Source organism: Mucilaginibacter corticis (assembly GCF_007558865.1).
Lineage (GTDB): Bacteria > Bacteroidota > Bacteroidia > Sphingobacteriales > Sphingobacteriaceae > Mucilaginibacter > Mucilaginibacter corticis.
The window spans coordinates 965,512-987,362 of sequence record NZ_VLPK01000002.1; the positions used below are offsets into that span (position 1 = coordinate 965,512).

The 21,851-nt window shown below is 45.9% G+C and carries 15 protein-coding genes; 9 read left to right on the forward strand and 6 right to left on the reverse strand.

What is annotated here, in order from left to right; genetic code table 11:
- The first annotated feature begins 230 nt into the window (after positions 1-230).
- The 6 genes from FO440_RS14915 (at position 231) to FO440_RS14940 (ending at position 8,415) form a co-directional block, all read left to right on the forward strand.
- Positions 231-908, forward strand: a complete 678-nt coding sequence (locus FO440_RS14915; protein ID WP_144249060.1) for a response regulator transcription factor — start codon at positions 231-233, stop codon at positions 906-908.
- Positions 905-2,197 carry a sensor histidine kinase gene (locus FO440_RS14920; protein ID WP_144249061.1) on the forward strand — a complete coding sequence of 431 codons (1,293 nt, stop codon included), beginning with the start codon at positions 905-907 and terminating at the stop codon, positions 2,195-2,197. The genes FO440_RS14915 and FO440_RS14920 overlap by 4 nt, the downstream gene beginning before the upstream one ends.
- A gap of 166 nt (positions 2,198-2,363) precedes the next feature.
- On the forward strand, positions 2,364-5,081 hold the full coding sequence (locus FO440_RS14925) for a TonB-dependent receptor (RefSeq protein ID WP_144249062.1): 2,718 nt from the start codon (positions 2,364-2,366) through the stop codon (positions 5,079-5,081).
- 24 nt (positions 5,082-5,105) lie between these two features.
- On the forward strand, positions 5,106-6,317 hold the full coding sequence (locus FO440_RS14930; protein WP_144249063.1) for a right-handed parallel beta-helix repeat-containing protein: 1,212 nt from the start codon (positions 5,106-5,108) through the stop codon (positions 6,315-6,317).
- A 72-nt stretch (positions 6,318-6,389) separates the two neighbouring features.
- On the forward strand, positions 6,390-7,394 hold the full coding sequence (locus FO440_RS14935; protein ID WP_144249064.1) for a YncE family protein: 1,005 nt from the start codon (positions 6,390-6,392) through the stop codon (positions 7,392-7,394).
- Between the two features lie 4 nt (positions 7,395-7,398).
- Positions 7,399-8,415, forward strand: coding sequence for a metallophosphoesterase (locus FO440_RS14940; RefSeq protein WP_144249065.1), 1,017 nt, complete (start codon positions 7,399-7,401; stop codon positions 8,413-8,415).
- Positions 8,416-8,642: 227 nt separating this feature from the next.
- On the opposite strand, the gene FO440_RS14945 is transcribed toward FO440_RS14940, so the two are convergent.
- The 3 genes from FO440_RS14945 to FO440_RS14955 are packed head-to-tail and all read right to left on the reverse strand — an operon-like array spanning position 8,643 to position 11,916.
- Positions 8,643-9,734 carry a mechanosensitive ion channel family protein gene (locus FO440_RS14945; protein ID WP_144249066.1) on the reverse strand — a complete coding sequence of 364 codons (1,092 nt, stop codon included), beginning with the start codon at positions 9,732-9,734 and terminating at the stop codon, positions 8,643-8,645.
- Between the two features lie 6 nt (positions 9,735-9,740).
- Complete coding sequence (locus tag FO440_RS14950) at positions 9,741-11,528, reverse strand: glycoside hydrolase family 15 protein (protein ID WP_144249067.1); 1,788 nt, start codon at positions 11,526-11,528, stop codon at positions 9,741-9,743.
- 10 nt (positions 11,529-11,538) lie between these two features.
- Positions 11,539-11,916: a response regulator gene (locus FO440_RS14955; RefSeq protein WP_144249068.1), complete on the reverse strand. Its 378-nt coding sequence runs from the start codon at positions 11,914-11,916 to the stop codon at positions 11,539-11,541.
- A 103-nt stretch (positions 11,917-12,019) separates the two neighbouring features.
- On the opposite strand from FO440_RS14955, the gene glgX reads away from it, so the two are divergent.
- From glgX to treY, 3 genes are read left to right on the forward strand one after another with little or no spacing between them, the layout of a single operon-like run.
- Positions 12,020-14,140, forward strand: coding sequence for a glycogen debranching protein GlgX (glgX, locus tag FO440_RS14960; protein ID WP_144249069.1), 2,121 nt, complete (start codon positions 12,020-12,022; stop codon positions 14,138-14,140).
- Between the two features lies 1 nt (position 14,141).
- On the forward strand, positions 14,142-15,941 hold the full coding sequence (gene treZ, locus FO440_RS14965; RefSeq protein WP_144249070.1) for a malto-oligosyltrehalose trehalohydrolase: 1,800 nt from the start codon (positions 14,142-14,144) through the stop codon (positions 15,939-15,941).
- The gene (treY, locus tag FO440_RS14970) at positions 15,931-19,881 is read left to right on the forward strand and encodes a malto-oligosyltrehalose synthase (RefSeq protein WP_144249071.1); all 3,951 of its coding nucleotides are present in this window, start codon (positions 15,931-15,933) and stop codon (positions 19,879-19,881) included. Before treZ ends, treY begins: the two co-directional genes overlap by 11 nt.
- A gap of 1 nt (position 19,882) precedes the next feature.
- Here treY and FO440_RS14975 read toward each other — a convergent pair whose 3' ends face one another.
- The 3 genes from FO440_RS14975 to gmd all read right to left on the reverse strand — a co-directional run bounded on the left by FO440_RS14975 (position 19,883) and on the right by gmd (position 21,651).
- Positions 19,883-20,143 (reverse strand): hypothetical protein, encoded by a 261-nt coding sequence (locus FO440_RS14975; RefSeq protein WP_144249072.1) that lies wholly within the window; start codon positions 20,141-20,143, stop codon positions 19,883-19,885.
- A gap of 72 nt (positions 20,144-20,215) precedes the next feature.
- Positions 20,216-20,458 carry a hypothetical protein gene (locus FO440_RS14980; RefSeq protein WP_144249073.1) on the reverse strand — a complete coding sequence of 81 codons (243 nt, stop codon included), beginning with the start codon at positions 20,456-20,458 and terminating at the stop codon, positions 20,216-20,218.
- A gap of 74 nt (positions 20,459-20,532) precedes the next feature.
- Positions 20,533-21,651, reverse strand: a complete 1,119-nt coding sequence (gmd, locus tag FO440_RS14985) for a GDP-mannose 4,6-dehydratase (RefSeq protein WP_144249074.1) — start codon at positions 21,649-21,651, stop codon at positions 20,533-20,535.
- Positions 21,652-21,851: the final 200 nt, after the last annotated feature.

Sequence of the window (21,851 nt, forward strand, 5' to 3'; positions counted from 1 at the left end):
TCTTTATTTTTTTAACAAAGCTCAGAGAAACCAGGCCCCGGGATTTAGCCATATCCGCTGAAGATTTAGCCTAAATGGAAACATGCTGAATCTGTTGTTGGCCGATCTCAAAGACATCCGCATAAGAAACAACATACAGATTGTCAATCCGCTTTAAAATGACTACGAAATATCAATTTTATCTACAATAAATCTCCAAAATTTAGTCCTATTTTTAGGGAAAAATTCAGGTGAAAATACTTATTGTAGAAGACGAACAAGCCTTGCGCGAAAGTATTGAAGACTACTTTACCGAAGCCGGCAACATCTGTGAAACCGCCAATGATTATGCCTCGGCATTAACTAAAACCAATTTATATCGTTACGATTGTATCTTACTGGATATTACGTTACCTGGCGGCAACGGCATTAACCTTTTGGAAAATTTAAAGAAAAATAATTACCCGGATGGTGTTTTGATCATTTCTGCCCGGAATTCGCTGGATGATCGTTTGCTGGGCCTTGATTTGGGTGCTGACGATTACCTGGTTAAGCCCTTTCACTTATCAGAATTGAAATCAAGGGTTACCGCTATTATCCGCCGGAAGTCTTTTAACGGGAGCAACTTACTGAAGTTTAACGAAATTAGTATCGATTTGGCAGGCAAGGAGGTTAAGGTCGGCAAGCGGCTGGTAAAACTTACGCCTAAGGAATACGGTTTACTGCTTTATTTTATCGCTAACCAAGAGAAAGTGGTATCAAAGAATGCAATCGCCGAACATTTATGGGGTGACCGCATCGATATCGCAGATAATTTTAAATTCATTTACTCCCATATTAAAAATACCCGTAAAAAGCTGATGGAAGCCGGCAGCAAAGATTACATTCAGGCAGCTTATGGGACAGGGTATAAATTTTCTGCTAAATGAAACTTTTCGCGCGGTACAACAGGGTAAACCTGGTCACTAATATTGTACTTATGCTGATAACCGGGTTTGCTTATTACCAGGCGATCAGTTGGGTATTGACCCGGCAAAAAGATAAAGATCTTCAAAATGAGGAGATGGAGATACTGGAATACGTCAAGTATAACCAGGAACTACCCCAGGTTTTCGAATCCAAATATTTACAAATAGCATTCAAAATAGTACCAACTAGTTCGGTAAAACGAAAGTTTATAGATACACTGTATTACAAGAAATGGGGAAAAGATAATCCTAAAAGAAGAATTTATCACACTGACGGAGATTATGAACCGGGTAGGGGGCTGGTAACAGCGGTAATTGCAGGCCACCAATATTATAAAGTTATAATTGTAGAGTCAAAAGTAGAAACAGAAGATCTGATCCGCATTATTTTCCTGATTACTGCCGGAGTGATTTTACTTTTATTGCTGCTTTTGCTGATGACCAGCAGGCTTATCCTTAATCGGCTATGGCGTCCTTTTTACAGTATTATGCATGAATTAAAGCTGTTTAACATTGCCGAGCCCACCGCGATCCCTAAACTGGATACAGTTATTGATGAATTTAAAGAAATGAATGCTGTGGTTAGTGAAATGGCTGCTAAAGCCAAACATGATTATCAAACGCTGAAAACATTTACGGAAAATGCTTCTCATGAATTTAATACGCCGATCGCCATTATAAATTCAAAGCTGGATTCGCTATTGCAAACCGACGCTTTTAACGAAAAGCAAGGTAAATTGCTTGATGACCTTTATGAAGGTGTTTCACGGATAAACCGCCTGAACCAATCGTTGCTATTATTGGTTAAAATTGAGAACCGCTTATTGCAGGAGATGCAGCGGATAGATTTAAAAACACTTATAGAAGAAATGCTTATCCAGTTTGAGGAGATCTACCAGGATAAAGAACTCATTCTTCGCTACCAGTTACATGAAAAAGAAATTTTTGCCAACAGTTATTTAATAGAGATATTGTTGAGTAACCTGATCACAAATGCTATCCGTCATAATTATACCGGCGGAGAAATGATCCTTGAATTGAGTAATGAAAGTTTTAGTATCCGTAATACGGGCGAGTCCCGGGCTTTATCCGGTGATGAAATATTCACCCGCTTCCATAAATCATCAGGTTCTGAAGGTAGCGGTCTTGGCCTGACCATATGCCGTCAGATCTGTGAAAATTTTGATCTTTCTTTAACATACAATTTCGATTCGCCTTATCACATATTTACGGTTTTATTCCCAGCATGAACTTTAAGTTATTGTTAATTTAAACTGATCTAAGAGAATCAAATATTAAAGTTAATGCCCTGATTATTAATTAAATATTACTAAACAATTAAGCGTTGGATTATGGGCATTTAATCCAACTTTCCTCCAATATTCGCAGTGTTTTTTGCCTGTATATACAGAAAATATGGTCAAAAAACTTTACTTATTCTTATTCTTCCTGCTTTTTACCGTATTGGCCTATGCCCAAAATGCTACACTCAAAGGTCAACTTACCGATAGGGCAACTCATGAGGCTTTACCCGGGGCAGTTATCCATTTTGACGATTTTAACAATGCTGTAGTAGCCGATGAAAAAGGCAATTATACCTTCACCAACGTTGCACCCGGAGAATATAAGGTTAAAGTCAAGTTTATCGGTTACGAAAGTTTTGAAAAGAAAATTAAATTAAGCGCAGGGCAGGTATTAATACTGGATATTCAGCTGGATGCTAAAAATAATAATTTAGAAGCTGTCAATATATACGATAGACTTCCTAACGGAACAGAAGAAGCAGCACGTGATAATGAAAAAAATTCAAACAATATAAAAAACGTTATAAGTGCAAAAGCTATCGAAAAATCACCGGATATCAATGCGGCCAATGTACTGCAGCGTATGTCAGGTGTTACCATACAGCGTAACGCAGGTGGCGATGATGCCTATGCCATTATAAGAGGGCTTGAACCACGGTATAACAATACACTTATAAACGGTGTGAAAATAGCGAGCCCGTCAAATAAAACCAGGCTGGTATCCTTGAGTGTTGTGCCGTCAGATTTGCTGGACAGGATAGAGGTTGATAAAACTCTTTTGCCTGATATGGAAGGGGATGCTATCGGCGGTACCGTTAACATGATTTTTAAGGATGCGCCTGATAAAAGGTTAATCTCGGCAACGGGCTCGGTGGGATACAATCAAATATTTATTGACCGCAAATTTTTAAAGTTCTCTTCGGCTGATATAAAAAAGTACAGCCCGTCAGAGGCTAATGGCCCGTCTTATGTCGCCCAGCCAAATGACTTTACAAGATCAAACCTGGATTTTAAAAATGTCAACCCTCCGCCTGCCAGTACCTTCTCAGTAAGCTATGGCGAGCGTTTCCTTAAAAATAAGCTTGGTTTTATTATAGGTAACAGCTTTCAGAATTTATATTTTGGGTCAAATACCGAAGGTAATGACGGTAATGCAAACCCTAATGACCCAGACCACAGGCCCCGTATTAATGATATTACTAATCGCAGTATTTCAAGTCATCAGTTATTAAATAACCTGATCACCCACCTGGATTACAAGATCAATGATAAAAATAAGATCATGCTTGATAACGTATTGCTGTACTCGCGGCTTGAAGAAGCTTCGGTATCCGCAGATACTTCAATAACAGGCGGCAATGGCGGCAGGTCTGTTCCGGGTTCGGGCCCGGTAAGCAGCGTTTATCAATCAACACTAAGCAATCAGATTATTGAAAATTTAAAATTATCCGGTGAGCATATCTTAAATACACATTTCAAATTTAATTGGTATGGTGCATTTTCTGATGCTTATGTAAGAACTCCGGATCAGGCTGATATAAATACCAATATATTGATCACCTATGATCCGGTTTCGGGCAAGTTTAACAAAAGCCCTGATTACTTTGACGACATCAGCCGGGTTTGGGCACATAATGAGGACAAGGATTTTGATGGCGCCGGCAACCTGACTTATAAAACGAACTTCAATGATATAAAACTTGAATTAAAAGCAGGTGGACTATACCGGCATAAAACCAGGTATAATTATGAAGACCAATATACCTTACGCCCCGTAGCTAATGATAATGGCGGTAAACCAATCTTTACTGACATCAACGCTGCCAACTGGAATGTATATAACCCATATGGCGCAGGCGAGTTTAATATTAACAACTACAACGCTTTTGAAAATATCACAGCGTATTACGGTGAATTTAAAATAACCTTTTCACAACTTGATGTTTTTGGAGGTGTCAGGTCAGAAACCACGTCGCAGGGGTATCACGTAAGGCAGGATATCACCAATGCATCAGATGTAAATAAAAATTATACGGACATTCTGCCCAGCATTACGCTAAAATATAAACTAAACGAGAAAACTAATCTGAGATTTGCCTATTTCGCTTCTTTGGCCCGCCCTGCTTATTTTGAATTGGTGCCTACAGTGCCGCCAAGTACCGGAGGCTCAGCTGTTGAAGGTAACCCGGCTCTAAACCACACAACCGCTAATAATTATGATTTAAGGTATGAACTTTTTCCACGGGCTGACGAGTTGTTTTTTATTGGGGCTTATTACAAACAATTAACTAATCCTATTGAATATGCCTACGGAGGAAGTAGTGGTCCGAATACGGTTTATAAACCTATAAATTCTGCCTCGGCTAAAGTAGCAGGTTTTGAGATTGCTTACACAAGGTTTTTTGGCAATATTGGGTTAAGTGGTAATTACGCCTATAATTATTCAGACGTAAATGCTTCAAAGATTGACAGAAACAACCCTCAATTTCATATCCTTGAACACAGGATGCTTACTGGCGCGTCTGTGCATGATCTTAATGCAAGTTTATTATATAGAAATAAAGCCGCAGGCTTAAACGTACAAATAGCCTATCAATACTTAGGTAAAACCCTGGTAGGTGTTTATCCTGATAATGGGGATAATTACATCCAACAGCCATTATCAACCTTGGCATTTTCTGCTGATAAAGCCGCAGGTAAACATTTCACTGTATTCACCAAGCTTAATAATCTTTTAAATACACACACAACAGTTGTTCTGCACAACTTTCAAAACGGCAATGAAGTAACCAAGGCCACTTATCTTTTAGGCCTGCGCTATAACTATTAATTATTTAAACAAACTATTATTGATATGAAAACCAATCAAATCTCCTTTTGGATAGCCGCTATAGCATTAGCAGGCACCATCGCATCGTGCTCAAAAAAAGAGGCCACAAACCTTAAGTCGCCTGTAATACCGCCATCGCACCCCATTAGCTCAGACACTATTGGCAGCTTTGAAAAAGGTACGTTATTATCCGGCAAAACTTATACAATGAACCATGATGTTTATGTTAAAGCAGGCGATACGCTTTTGGCTCAGCCGGGTGCTAATATTATTGTAAAGAATAATTCGCAATTTAAAATACAAGGCGTATTTCAGTCTTTAGGTACTCAGACCAGCCCGATAACTTTTGATTCTGATACACATCAGCCAGGCACCTGGGGCGGTTTTGCCTGTGATAGTGCAAAAGCGGTGACAATTTTATGGACCAAGGTATTAAACACAGGAGGCCCTGATAATACAGGTGGCGCCCGCAGAACGTTAGTGGTTAGTAAACCCATTAAAGTTGATATTGAAGATAGCTGGTTTGCAAATGGACAGGATGACGGAATTGGCCTGTTTGGCGGTGCGCAGGTGACTGTATTGAGAAATACGATACAAAGTGGCGGCAGCAGTGACGGTGAAGCAATAAATTTAAAAACGGGTACTACCGGTACCGTTGCTTATAACGTAATATTTAACCAGGCCGGAACAGGTGTAAAGCTGGAGACTGCTAAAGTAGTTACAACAGCAGAAACGAACGTTGACGTATACAATAATACAATTGTATCATGTGGATGGAGAAGAGGGTCTGCTGAACCGGGCAGAGGTGTATCTGCGGGTGTAAGTGCAAAAGGGAATATTTATAATAATATCATTGTAAACTGTTACCATGGGATTGAAATATTTCAGGATGCAGATGTTGCTAATGTAAAATATGGTAATAACCTTTTCTACGCTACTGCCGATACTCAGGTAGACAATACTGCACCGCCTGCAATCACTGTGGATATAAGAGCCGGTTTTTATCCGTCAGATGCTGCTGGTAAGCCACAGCCAAGTGATATTATTTCAACAAGTATAGCAACAGGAAACCCTATGTTTACCAGTTTTGATGGCGCTTTGTTATTGCCAAACGGTGCACCAAATACAAACGATTTTCATTTAAAAAGCGGCTCACCGGCAATTGGTAAAGGTAATGCTACCTACAATGCCGATATGGGTGCATACACTTCTGACGGCAAAGGCAACAAACACTAATTAATTATACAAATAATGAGCAGGAATTTGTGTAAACAGATCCCTGCTTATTTATATTCTGATCTTATGACTATGAAAAAAACGATCCTGTTGCTCCTTTGCACGATAGCGCTGTTTTGCAGCGCATTTAACGCATCGGCACAAAAATATGTATTAGAAAAAACGATTTCACTACCGGGCGATGGTGGTAATGATTATGTTTTTATAGACCAGGCGGCCAAGCGCCTTTATGCGTCACACGGCACTGCAGTAAATGTGGTTGATCTGGCTACCGAAAAAGTGATCGGTATCATCAGCGGCATGAAAGGTGTGCATGGTATTGCAGTTGTAAGCGATCTGAATAAAGGTTTTATTACCGATGGCAAAGCAAACGCCGTGGTTGCTTTTGACACTAATACCTTACAGGTTATAAAAACCATTACCATTACCGGTAAAGGGCCGGACGGTATTATTTATGACCCGTTCTCTAAAAAAATATTCGCTTTTGAAGGCGACAGCAATGCCGCTGTGGTTGTGGACCCGCAAAGTTTAACACAGGCAGGGACTGTAGATTTAGGCGGAGCGCCTGAATTTGCAGTTAGTGACGGCAAAGGAATGATATACAACAACCTTGAGGATAAAAGCAAACTAGCAGTTATTGATACCAAGGCCTTAAAAATGGTTAAAAGTTTTCCGCTTAACCCTTGCGGCGGCCCTACTGGTATAGCCATTGACATATCCGGCCAACGTTTGTTTACGGTATGCCGCGAAAATAAAGGCATGAGTGTGATCGATATTGCTTCAGGCAAAGTGGTACAAACTCTTCCTATCGGATCAGGTGTTGACGCTGTAGTGTATGATGCCGTAAACAAGTTGATCATCGCATCTAATGGTGATGGTACCGCTAACGTTTTTAGACTAAATGGGCCTGATGCTTACACAGCTTTACAAACCATCACCACGCAATATCATGCCAAAACTATGGCATTGGACGCGGCTACGCATAAGATCTATTTCCCGGTATCTGACTATAAAGAAGGAACAAAAACTCAGCTGCCAAATTCATTTAAATTATTGGTTTATCAATTAAAAAATTAAGATTATGGAGCGCAGAGACTTTGTAAAAAATACAGCGCTTGCTGCCCTGGGTGCCTCATTTATTGGCCCCGCGGCAGCTTTCGCAGATGAAAAAGTGACCTACCTGGATAGTAAAGATCTAACCTTATTACCAAAGGTAAAAGATGATTTTGCCTTGCATTTTATAGCATTGGGAGACTGGGGCAGAAATGGAGAATACGATCAGTTAGAAGTAGCCAAACAGATGGGCCAGTGGGCTACAGATCATCCCAATAACTTTGTAATATCTTGTGGAGATAATTTTTACCCATCTGGGGTGATAAGCGAAGAAGACCCGTTATTCAATTATTCTTTTGAAAATATTTATACAGCCCATTCGCTGCAATGCGACTGGCATATTGTGGTAGGTAATCATGACCATCACACAGATGTAGATGCACAGATCCGTTACAGCAAGATCAGCCGTCGCTGGAAAATGCCGGCACGTTATTATTCAAAAGAAGTGAACCTGAACAAGGATGTTGACAAAGAGATCAAAAGCCCTGAAAAAGTTAAAAGCAACGATAAAGTGCTTTTTGTAATGATGGATACAGATCCTTTTCAGCATGAAGATCAGGCCGATTATGTTGCCAAACAAATGGCCTGGTTAAATGAAACACTGGCTGCTGCATCTGCTGATGTTAAGTGGAAAATTGTTGTGGGCCATCATCCTTTTTACACCGTAGGACCCCGTATTGTAAATATTGAAACTTTGACGATGCGAAAAGCCCTTACCAAAACTTTCGAGGATCATAAAGTTGATGTTTACCTGTCAGGACATGAACACTCACTCCAGCATCTTAAGGGCGAAGGGCATACCCATCAAATCATTTCAGGTGCGGGTTCTGAATTAACCAAAGTGACCGAAGGGGCAGCTTTCAGCCGTTTTGCCGCCTCAGCACACGGATTCATGTATTTTTCAATAGACTCGGCCAGGCTGAACATAAAAGCAGTGGACCTTACAGGTAAAGTATTATATGAGACAGAACTGAAAAATGTGTAGCATACAAAACCAAATCCGAGAAATAAAAGCAGGGGTAAAAGAATGGTCAAAAGTGATGAAAGAGATGCAAAAAGACTCCGCTTATTTTTGCAAAGTACGGAAAATTAATGGAGATAAGTTATGATGATTTGCCAAGAATAATGACCCGCATGATTAAAGCTTATCGCACATTTCTTATCCGTTAAATTCGCGATAAAAAGCGGGTTTGTCCCGGACGTAAAAGTTTTTTATTTCGCATTATCGTGCTGCTGAGTGATGTTCAACTCCCCGGAAAGCCTTTTCTGCGGGAGGCTGCCCGGCATCTTTTCCCGGATAAATTTTACCAGGTTCTCCCGGACGTAGCAGCGCAGGTCGAATGCCTGCGAAGAATTGCGGGCGCTCACCAATGCCCTGATCTCCATGGTTTGTTCCTTAACATCGGTTACCTGCAGAATGCCCACTCTTTTGTCCCAGAGCTCATTCAGTTCAAGCAGCCTTTTCAGCTCCGCCCGTAATTCATCAACAGGCAAGGAGTAATCCGCGTAGATAAACACGGTGCCCAGAATTTCAGAGGTGGTCCTGGTCCAGTTCTGGAAAGGTTTTTCAATAAAGTAATTGATGGGCAGGATCAGCCGGCGCTGGTCCCAGATGTTCAAGACCACATAAGTCAGCGTAATATCTTCGACACGACCCCATTCCCCCTCAACCACCAGCACATCATCGATCCGGATAGGTTGGGTAAAGGCGATCTGGAACCCTGCCAGGAAATTGGCGAGCGATTTTTGCGCGGCGAAACCGATAATAATACTGCCGATGCCTACGCCCGTTAACAAACCGGCGCCTATCTTCCTGACGTTGTCAAAACTCAGCAGGATGATCGAAATGGTTACCAGCACGATGAAAACGACAATGACCTTACGGATAAATTGCAGTTGCGTACGGATCTTGCGCTCCTTCAGGTTATCTGCCTTGTTCAGGTCATAAGTATGGTAAACATAATCCTCGAAGGTTTTAATCGCGCTGATCAGCAAAGAAGCAAACGAGATGATCAGTAAGATCTCTACGGTCCGGTCTACGATCCCCGCGTAGCGTTTGTTCAGTTCCATCGAAGGGACCAGCAGGTTCAGCAGGAACAGCGGTACGAAATGGTTCAGCGCCGGGCCGATATGGGTCAGCACCGATTTGAAAAAAGAATAATCTGCGGTCCTTTTATAAAAATGGAGCAAAGAAGTGATCAGGAGTTTGATCAGAAAACCGGTGAGCAGCGCCGCGCCCAGCACACAAAGGTTCCAGGCCCAGGGCTGTAACTGATCTGACCATACTTCAATTTGATCTTTCATAAGCGCTTACAAAAATACCGGCCTGTCCAGTTTAACAGCGATCCGGTAAGCGGCGTTCATCAGCCCTACATGACTGTAAGCCTGGGGGAAATTACCCCATTGACTGCCGTCCTGCTCGCTCACGTCCTCACTGAAAAGCAACAGGTGGTTACAGTATTTCATCAGGTTTTCGAACTCGCGGACCGCGTCATCCATGCGTCCCACGCAAGCCAGCGCCTCTACGTACCAGAATGCGCAGATCAGGAAGGTCGTTTCCGGTTTTCCAAAGTCATCGGTATGCAGGTAACGGTAAAAAAGCCCGCCTTCGGTTTTCAGGTCCTTTTCCAAAGCAGCAAGATGATCTTTCGCTTTTTGGGATGCCGGATCGATGTAATTCATCATGATCAGTTGCAGGGTGCTGGCATCAAGATACGGACTGCCCACGGCATGGGTGTAGACTTTCCTTTCCGGATCATAGCAGGCTTCGATATGCGCGGCGGCCCTCGCCATCAGCGCGGTCGCCCGGTCTTCCAGTTCTTTGTTATCGATGGTCAATGCGATCTTCAGCGCAGCGTTGCAGCCCGCCCACTGAAAAAGGTTGCTGTAACAGTGAACATTGGCCATGTTCCTGAATTCCCAGATGCCGGCATCCGCTTCATCAATGGTCCTTTCGATCTTATTGAGCAGGGAATGGATCCAGTTCGCGGAATCCTTCCGTTCACTGAAAACAAAACGGTGATCGGTATAAAGCGGCAACAGGGAGATTAACACCTGGCCGTAAATATCATTCTGGATATGTTCATAGGCCTGGTTGCCAACACGCACGGGCTCGTTGCCCCGGTAACCGCTCAGGTTCCCCATGATCTGTTCGACGAGCTTTTTTTCGCCGGTAATTCCGTAAAGGGGCTGGTAACGGAACTCGTCCCCCTCGGCAAAAGAAATGTCGGTCACATAGCTGAAATATTTCTCCATTTCTTCAAAATGGCCGATATGGTTCAACGAGGTTAAAACGTAATAAGTATCGCGCAGCCAGCAATAACGGTAGTCCCAGTTGCGCCCGCTGCCGGGAAACTCGGGGAGGCTCGTCGTACTTGCGGCGATAAAGGCACCCGTGTCCTCATATTGGTGTAATTTCAGCACAAGCGCTGAACGGATAACGTGCTGCTGGTAAAAACCCGCGATAGAAGAGTGCTTGATCCATACGCGCCAGTAATCTTTGGTTTCGCGAAAAAATTCTTCCGCTGTGCTGACCAGCGGCGCGTCCAGCAGGCCGCCGTAATTTAGCACCAGATATTTGGTTTCGTTCAGGGAAAATAATTGTTCCTCCATCACGTAGTTGACCGGGATATTGGTGGTGAGCCGGATCTTTTCTTCGGCACCGTCATATTCGATATGGTTACTGCCCTGCAAGCGCTCCAGTTCTTTGTCGCCATAATCCCATACGGGATTGCATTTTACCCTGATCCTGGGCGTGCCTTCAATGGCTTCGATCTTACGGATCAGCATCAGGGGTTTAAAATAACGTTCATACTGGCGGAAACGCGGGGCGAAGTCAGTGACCTGGTATTTTCCAGTTTTGCAGGTGATTTCTGTCCGGATAATATTTGTGTTTTCCAGGTATTGCTGGCTGGAAGTAAATTCCCCTTCAGGCTGTACCGAGAATTCGCCGCCCAGCTTTTCGTCGAGTAATTTCCCGAAAACAAAAGAACTGTCAAAACGCGGCCAGCACAGCCAGTCGATATTCGTGTTTTTATTGACATGCGCCAGGTACGCGCAGTTACCGATCAGGCCGGTCTGGTAAATGTGTTTCTCCATATGCTGTCGCTCAGGCGTAAATAGAAAGTTCATCATGGATGAGCGAAAGTATATTTTCGACCAGTTCAGCATAGGGCTGTCTCTTGTCGATCAGCGCATCACTGCCGAATTTAACCGCCAGCTTTTCCAGCCCGGTGAATCCGGAAAGTAAAAATACCGGGATATATTGTGTCTTCGGATCTGTTTTTAACTGGTGACATAAAGCGCCCCCGTTCAGTTCCTCCAAAATAAAATCCATCATGACCAGGTCGGGTTTACCCGCTGCCGCCGCGTTCACGACCGCGGTCGGATCTGCCAGCGTGGTTACGCAAAACCCCAGGTTCGTCAGGCCCGGATACAGGCCGGCAAATAAGGCCTGGTCGTTAGTTACCAATAAAATGTTCTTCATACCCGTCTAACAGCGAAATCAGGCGATTTGTTTGGAGGGGCCCGCCCTTTAAATTATTGCAATGTTCCAAAACATTTAAGCTTGTTTTTTGATTTTTAGCGGTATGGAACTACAAAAATACCCGGGTAACCCATACCCGCTGGGTGCCACCTGGGACGGTGAAGGGGTGAACTTTGCCTTATACAGCGAAAATGCGACCGGTGTTGAACTCTGTTTATTTGATGATCAGGGATCGGCCGAAACGCACAAAATTAAGCTGGCCGAACGGACCCATCAGGTCTGGCACGTCTACCTTCCCGGCATCAAACCCGGGCAACTTTATGGTTACCGTGTATCCGGGCCTTACGAACCGCAGAACGGTCACCGCTTTAATGATCATAAACTCCTGCTGGATCCCTATGCCAAATCCATTTCAGGCGATTTTAAATGGCATGACGCGCTTTTTGGTTACGAGATCGGTTCGCCCGAAGGCGATCTGAGCTTTAGCAAGGTAGACAGTGCCCCCTATATGCCAAAATCGGTGGTCATTGACAGTAACTTTGACTGGGGGGATGACCATAAACCGCACACGCCGTATCACCAGTCCATCATTTACGAGGCACATGTGAAGGGCTTTACATTTTTAAACCCTGACATTCCGAAAAATATTCGCGGTACCTATTCCGCCATCAGCCACCCGGTCACGATCAGTTACCTGAAGGAACTGGGGATCACGGCGATAGAACTGATGCCGATCCACTATTTTGTCAATAACCGCCCGGCCGCCGACAGCGGGCTGAGTAATTACTGGGGTTATAATTCTATCGGCTTTTTCGCCCCGCACACGGCTTATTCAGGAAACGGCGATACCGGCGGGCAGGTCAGAGATTTTAAGCAAATGGTGAAGGACCTGCATTCGGCAGGCATAGAAGTGATCCTGGATGTGGTCTATAACCATACGGGGGAAGGGAACGAAATGGGACCGACCCTGTCTTTTAAAGGAATTGATAATGCCGGCTACTACCGCCTGGTGGATGACGACCAGCGGCATTATATGGATTATACCGGGACGGGAAATACGCTTAATGTTACGCTTCCGAATGTCCTGCGGTACATAATGGACAGTTTGCGGTATTGGGTACTGGATATGCATGTGGACGGTTTTCGTTTTGATTTGGCTTCGACACTTGCCCGCGAGCTGCACGAAGTGAATATGCTGGGCGCGTTCTTCGATATTATTCACCAGGACCCGGTTATTTCTCAGGTGAAGCTGATTGCTGAGCCATGGGATGTGGGGGAAGGCGGCTACCAGGTTGGGAAGTTCCCCGCGGACTGGGCCGAGTGGAACGGAAAGTACCGGGATTGCATCCGCGACTATTGGGCCGGCGCGGACACCATGCTGGGCGAATTCGCGCAGCGCCTGACCGGCAGCCCCGACCTGTATGAGAGTGATTACCGCAGGCCGACGGCAAGCATCAACTTCATAACCGCGCATGATGGTTTCACGCTGCAGGACCTGGTCAGCTACAACGAAAAGCATAACGAGGCAAACGGGGAAGACAATAATGATGGTGAAAGCCATAACCGCTCCTGGAATTGCTGCGCTGAAGGGCCGAGCGATGACCAGGCTATCCGGGAACTGCGGGCAAAACAAAAACGCAATTTTCTGGCCACCTTGTTTCTTTCACAAGGCGTGCCCATGCTGGTAGCCGGTGATGAATTTGGCCGCACACAGCAGGGTAATAATAACGCGTACTGCCAGGACAATGAAATATCCTGGCTCGACTGGGCGAATGCTGATCAGGAACTATTGGCCTTTACCCGTAAACTGATCCGTTTCCGCAAGGATCATCCCGCTTTTCGCCGGCGCAACTGGTTCAAAGGCTTACCGATAAAAAACAAGGAACTGGAGGACATTGCCTGGTTCCTGCCGGAAGGCGATGAAATGAGCGATGAGAACTGGAACCATGATTTTGCCAAATCACTCGGTGTATTTCTAAATGGCAAGGCCCTGCGCTATGTGGGGCCGAAAGGGGAACAAATTGCGGATGACAGTTTTTACCTGATCTTCAATTCGCATCATGAATCACTTGACTATAAGCTTCCTGAAAAGATCAGGAGTAAAAGCTGGATAAAAGTGATGGATACGGCAGTCACTGATTTGAAGGAAGAGGCGCTCAGGGAAAAGGAAGTTATTTGCGTACAGGCCCGTTCGGTCGTGATCCTCGAACTTCACGAAAAATAAGATGGACAAAACTCCGGGCATACGTTTTCAAAATGGCAGCGCGACGATCGTCGTTTGGGCACCCCGGGCGAAGTCCGTAGCGCTGCATTTGGTTAAGCATAACAGTCAATTATCGCTGGCCGCAAAAAAACGGGGGTACTGGGAACTTGAAACTACGCAAATACAGCCGGGTGACCTGTACAAGGTAGTAATAGATGAGCAGTTTTTTCCTGATGTGGCCTCAGTGGCGCAACCGGAAGGCGTGCACGGACCGTCACAGGCGCTTGACCTCGCCCATTTTGAAAGAACCGGTACCGCCTGGGAAAACCCGGCTTTGGATAAATACATCATTTATGAACTGCATACCGGTACTTACAGCCCTGAAGGCACGTTTGACGGCATCATCGGCAAGTTGGATCACCTGGAAGAATTGGGTATTACCGCCATTGAGCTGATGCCGGTGGCGCAATTTCCGGGCGGACGCAACTGGGGCTATGACGGGGTGTTCCCCTACGCGGTGCAAACATCTTACGGCGGCGCCACCGGTTTGATGCGGCTGGTCGATGCCTGTCATGCCAGGGGCCTGGCGATCATATTGGATGTGGTTTACAACCACCTGGGGCCGGAAGGGAATTATTTTAATAACTACGGGCCTTATTTCACGGACAAATACAAAACGCCATGGGGCAGCGCGGTTAACTTTGATGACGCGGGATGCGACGGCGTGCGCCATTATGTTGTGGAGAACGCGCTCATGTGGTTCAGGGATTTCGGGGTCGACGCGCTGAGGCTGGATGCAGCGCATGCCATCAAAGATTTTAGCCCTGTGCATATCCTTCGGGAACTCAGTCAACAAGTGCTGGCATTAACCAAACAAACAGGAAGGCTTTATCATTTACTGGCTGAGGTCGACCTGAACGACACGCGATTTATTGACCCGCTTGATAAGTGTGGTTATGGCTTGAATGCCCAGTGGATCGATGAGTTTCACCACGCGCTGCGGGTAAGCGCCGGCGGTGAGACAAGCGGTTACTACGCGGACTTTTCCGGAATTACTGACCTGGCTAAGAGTTACCGTGACGCTTATGTGTATGATGGCGTTTATTCTGCGCAGCGGCAAAAAACATTTGGTACCAAAGCTGATCATCGCCCGGGCGGACAGTTCGTCGTTTTTTCGCAAAATCATGACCAGGTGGGCAACCGTATGCTCGGCGAGCGGAGTACTGAACTTTTTAGTTTCGAAATGCAGAAACTCATGGCAGGGGCGGTATTGATCGCGCCTTACCTGCCCTTACTGTTTATGGGCGAAGAGTTCAGCGCGCGGTCGCCGTTTTTATATTTTATCGACCATAGTGACCCAAAGCTGGTCGAAGCGGTCAGGAAGGGCCGGAGCGAAGAATTTAAAGCGTTCAAAACGAAAAGTGAAGTACCTGACCCCAAAGACAAAAATACTTTTGACCGTTCAAAATTACCCTGGAACGACTATCATCTTTCCACGGGCAAAGCCATGTTTAACTATTACAAAGCGCTGATCGCCCTGCGTAAGCAATTGCCCGCGCTGGCCATACCTGACCGTGGGTCGGTACGGGTTGAGGTATTGGCGGACAAAAATATTTTGTTATTGCAAAGGGGAAAACTGCAGCAGGTTTGCGCAGTGCTTAACTTTTCCAGAGAAATACAGGCCGTTGAGCTGCCCGCTGGTAACAGCTGGGTAAAAGTAATCGACTCGGCAGATCCATCATGGAAAGGGCCGGGGGCATCAGCTACACTAGGTCAAATCCGGCCGGAATCGGTCATTATCTATAAAAATCATGACATTTAACCCTGCCGCAACTTACCGGATCCAGTTCCATAAAGATTTCAATTTCAAAGATTTTGAAGCGGTTTTGCCGTACCTGGAGCGCCTGGGTATAAGCGCCATTTACGCGTCCCCGATCTTCCGGGCCGTACCGGGGAGTATGCATGGCTATGATGTGACCGATCCCCTGGAGATCAACCCGGAGATCGGGACGCTTACTCAATTGCGCGCTATCAGCAAAAAGTTAAAAGCCCTGGGGATTGCCTGGATCCAGGACATCGTACCCAACCATATGGCCTACCATGCCGATAACCATTGGCTGACGGATGTTTTGGAAAAGGGGCCTTTATCCGCATATAAGGATTATTTTGACCTGTTTACCGGGCCTGTCATGGCGCCCTTCCTGGGCGGCGAACTGCAGGAAGTCATAGAAAAGGGTGAACTGACCATCGCCCGCGAAAAGGGAAAATTCGTATTTAAATATTTTGACAATACCTGGCCTTTAAACAGCCGTTCAGCCGAAAAACTGGATAAAAAACTGCAACAGGTGAACCGGGATAAAGACTTATTAACGGAAATCGCGGGGGAGCAGTTTTACCGTTTATGCAGCTGGAAAGAAACAGACCAAAAGATCAATTACCGTCGTTTTTTTACCGTCAACGGACTGATCTGCCTGAATATCCAGCGGCCGGAAGTGTTTCCCCATTACCATCAGCTGATCGTTGAATTACTGGATGAAGGTGTCTTCCAGGGATTACGCGTGGACCATATCGACGGGCTTTATGACCCGGGCCTTTATCTCCGTAACCTGCGTGAACTGGCCGGTGACCAGGCCTATATTATAGTAGAAAAAATACTGGAACAGGGGGAGTCCATGCCCAACTGGCCGGTGCAGGGGAATACGGGCTATGACTTCCTGTCGCTGGTGAATAATTTGTTCACATCGCAGCATTATCAAAGCCTGTTTACCCGTTTTTACCGCGACCTGGCAAAAACTGACAAGCCAATTGGCCGCCAGATCCTGGAAAAAAAAGCACTGATTCTCAACCGGTCCATGTCAGGGGAACTCGATAACCTCACATCCCTTTTTTTTAAGTACGGGCAGGCGGACGAATATAAATTGCGCCGGACCATCGCTGCATTCCTGGTCAACTGCCCGGTCTACAAATATTACGGAACGAAAGAAGAGCACAAGGCCATCCTTGCCATTCTAAAAAAAATAAGTGATGAATCCCCTGATCTTGCCGGAACCGTCAAAGCCCTTAAAAAAGTTTTGCTGGACAGCGCGGATCCGCATTTTTACCACAGGTTAATGCAGTTCACGGGGCCGTTAATGGCCAAAGGGGTAGAAGATACCTTAATGTACACCTATAATCGTTTCATCGACCATAACGAGGTCGGAGACTCGCCGGCGGCTTTCGGTACGGGCGTGCAGGACTTCCACCGGCAAATGATCAGCCGTTTGCAAAACTGGCCCTTATCCATGAACGCGACCGCTACCCATGATACCAAGCGGGGCGAGGATGTGCGCTGCAGGCTGAACGTACTTTCGGACATGGGGCAAGAGTGGCTGGCGCAGGTCGTATCCTGGCAGGAACTGAATAAAGGGCTTAAAACCGATGCTGCGCCTGATGCCAACGATGAATATTTCATTTATCAGACGCTGGCAGGGAGCTACCCGATGCCCGGAGAAAAGGAAGACGATTACCGGGAGAGACTGGCAGCCTACCTCGAAAAAATGCTTCGCGAGGGCAAACAACATTCAGACTGGGCAGCGCCGGACCTGGATTATGAAGCCGCTACGAAAAAATTCGCGGCCGGCTTACTGGACCGGCACGTGCCGTTCTGGAAGAGCTTTTCCCGGTTCCTGGCCCGGGCGGCGGACTTTGGGGTCGTTAATTCCTTGTCCCAGGTGGTACTGAAATTTTTATGCCCCGGCGTGCCCGATGTTTACCAGGGCTGTGAGCATTGGGACCTGAGCCTGGTCGACCCTGATAACAGGCGGCCTGTGGATTATGCCGGGCACGAAAAACTTTTAGCAGGCGACAAATGGAACCCGGATGTATTGCAGGCACTCTGGGAAAACCGTTTTGACGGTCAATTGAAAGTAAAGCTAACCGGCCTTTTGCTGCAGGAGCGGAAAAAGAACGCGGAATTTTTTAAGAATTCCGATTACCTTCCCTTGACCGTAAGCGGGAAATACAGAGAAAATGTGATCGCTTTTGCCAGGAAGTTTAAACAGCAATGGTACCTCGTTGCGCTGCCCCTGCATGCGGCCGCGCTTTGTTCCGCACAGGATTGTACCTTGGCGGAACTGGATTGGGGGGATACCCGCCTGGAGCTACCGCCTGGAGCGCCCCGGACCTTCAGCAACCTGTTGCTCCCGCTGAAACCGGAATTAAACATACAGGAGTTGTTCTCGGTAGTTCCGCTGGCTATTTTGAAAGCGGAGCCGCCGGTTAATGAGCGCGGGGCAGGTATGTTACTGCCGGTATTCTCTTTACCTGCTCCTTTCGGGATCGGTGATCTCGGCCCGGGCGCGACCGCTTTTGCAGATCTGCTTTACCGTTGCGGCCAAAAATACTGGCAACTGTTACCCCTGAGCCCGGTAGATGCCGCGAGCCTGTATTCACCCTACAGCGCTAATTCAAGTATGGCCGGTAATGTCCTGCTGATCAGCCCTGAATTATTACATCATGACCGGCTCTTAAGTGCGGAAGACCTGGAAAGGTCTGAAATTACGGACAGGGGCAGGGTAGACTATGCGCGAGCAGGGCAAATCAAGGAGCATTTGTTTGAACTTGCCTGGGACAATTTCCGGGAAAGGGCAGGCCATCACCTGCAAACGGCGTTTCAAGACTTTTGTGATAAGGAAGCTGCCTGGCTCGGTGATTATGCGCTGTACGCGCAATTGAAAATTCATTTCAGGGGAAAACCCTGGCACCAGTGGCCCGGCGGATACCGGCTGCGTAAACCGGCCGCTTTAAAACGATTCACGCATCAGTACGAGGATGCGATACTAAAGACCAAATGGCTCCAGTTTATCTTTTCCCGCCAATTTTTCGCGCTGAAAGCCTATTGTAATGAAAAAGATATCCGGCTGTTCGGGGACCTGCCGTTTTATGTGAGTTATGATTCAGCCGACGTGTGGGCGAACCCGGAGTTTTTTAGCCTCGATAAAAACGGGAAGCTGATGGAAGTAGCCGGAGTCCCTCCTGATTATTTCAATGCCAATGGCCAGCTCTGGGGCATGCCCGTCTTCCGCTGGGACCGTTTGGCAGCCACGGGTTTTGCGTGGTGGCTGCAGCGCATTAACAAGAACCTGGAATATTATGACCTGCTGCGCCTCGATCATTTCCGGGCATTTTCAAACTACTGGGCAGTACCGGCCGGCGAGGATACGGCGATCAACGGGCAATGGAAAGCGGCGCCCGGTAAAAAACTGTTCGAATTGCTCCTAAAGGAACTGGGGAACTTGCCCTTCGTTGCCGAGGATCTCGGCGATATTGACCAGGCCGTGTACCGGCTGCGTGATGATTTTAATTTACCGGGAATGAAAGTGCTGCAATTCGCGTTCGGGGAGGATTTGCCGGTATCTGCCCATGCGCCGCATAACTACACGCCTGATTTTATCGTTTACACCGGCACGCATGATAACAATACCACGAAAGGCTGGTATAGGACCGAAGCAGATGAAACGGTGCAAGCGCATTTAAAACAATATACCGGGCGTTCCGTAAGCCCCATAACTATCAGCCGGATATTCATCAGCCTGGCCTACGCCTCTGTCGCTAAAATTGCCATCATCCCTTTGCAGGACTGGCTCGGCCTTGACGAAACGGCAAGAATGAACATCCCGGCCGATATCCTGGATAACTGGACCTGGCGGCTCAGCCCAAAACAACTTTTATCGATCCCTGAAAAGCAGCTCGAAGCTGAAGTGCTGCGCTATAACCGGTATTGACCTATTTATTCAGGCTGAAAATTAGAGTGCCCTCTTTTTCACTGGCGCCGATACGCCCCTGGGTATGCAGATCGGTGAGTACTTTATGGACACCGGCGATCACTTCTTTATCCGGGATTTCCGGTGCGAGTGCTTCCAGTTCGCGGCTGATCTTATCTGCTGTGCCTTCGCCCAGCCTGGCCAATGCGAATAATACACGTTCCTGGATGGTTTTCGCTTCTTTAAAATCAGAAGGAATTGCTATTGATTGTTGACTGTTCATCTGCGCTTTTTATTTAACTATAAAATGAATAATCAGCCATATTGTTTTAGCCTCCGGGCAGAATTCAGGACGCTAATGCTGATCTATACCATCAAGATAATCCCCGATTTTCCGGATGCAGTCTTTTTGAGGCAGTTCCCCGGTGAGCAGGCGCCAGCCCGAGCCGTGTTTGCATAGCGAAAAATTACTGCCGCTCAGTTCATCATGAAAATGGTAGATCATTTTACCATTTTGGTTATTGAGTTTTTCCACTAACCTGCATGGATGACGGTTCGCGTCATCACCATCGATCGTGATCCTTATCACATTTTCCATCGCCGTTCCTTTTATAATTAAACTCCTTAAACATCAAATTGTTATGAGAAAAGCAATGAAGTTTGTTTCGTGGGTCATTCGAACTGGTTTTTGATCATATAACCGGATTCCTGTAAAAGTTTTTCCTTTTGAAATAGCTCAATATCTGAGGCAACCATTTCCTTAACCAGCCCCTTTAAATCATATTTAGGCTGCCATTTTAATTTTTGCTGACATTTAGTTGGGTCACCTATTAAAAGTTCAACCTCTGTCGGACGGTAATATTGCGGATCGACTGAAATAACTTCTTTTCCGGCGGGTAACTGATAGCTGGGATTTTCACAAGAAACGACGTACCCCGTTTCATTTGCACCGCTTCCCTTGAAACCAACCGTAATACCGGCTTCCAAAAAAGCCAGTCGCACAAATTCACGTACGCTGGTGGTGATACCGGTGGCTATCACAAAATCTTCAGGCTCTTCCTGCTGTAAGATCAGGTACATCGCCTCTACGTAATCTTTGGCGTGTCCCCAGTCTCTTTGCGCATCAAGGTTACCCAGGTATAGTTTATCCTGTAGTTGCAATGCAATCTTTGCAACACCACGGGTTATTTTACGCGTCACAAACGTTTCACCGCGTAACGGGCTTTCATGGTTAAATAAAATACCATTGCAAGCATACATTCCATAAGCTTCGCGATAATTCACAGTGATCCAGTAGGCATATAGTTTGGCGACAGCGTAAGGCGAGCGCGGATAAAATGGTGTTGTTTCTGATTGCGGTACAGCCTGAACAAGCCCATATAACTCGGAAGTTGAAGCCTGGTAAACCTTGGTTTTCTTTACCAAGCCTAATATGCGTATTGCTTCTAAAATTCTTAATGTACCGATACCGTCGGCATTGGCCGTGTATTCAGGCGTGTCGAAACTCACCTTTACGTGCGACATGGCACCTAAATTGTAAATTTCATCAGGTTGCACCTGTTGGATTATGCGGATCAAATTCGTACTGTCGCTCAAATCTCCATAGTGCAGGATCAAGGATTTGTTCTCGTCATGCGGATCCTGGTATAAATGATCGATCCTGTCCGTGTTGAATAACGAACTTCTTCGCTTTATCCCGTGAACTTCGTAACTTTTAGAAAGTAACAACTCGGTAAGATAGGAACCGTCCTGCCCGGTGATCCCGGTGATCAAAGCCACTTTTTTTTTCATAACTGTCTTTTTAATATCCTGGTTTTCAATTCTATTTCTATAAGACGGATCTCGATATAAAGTGTTTGATTGATACAGTTGATTTTTGAAAAAAAGTAAATGAAACTTAGTGGCCTCCGTTGCGTATGAATGGTCGTGGGAAAAATATTATCTTATAGCTGTTATCAATAAAATATTAAGCAATATTGATTAATTAAAAA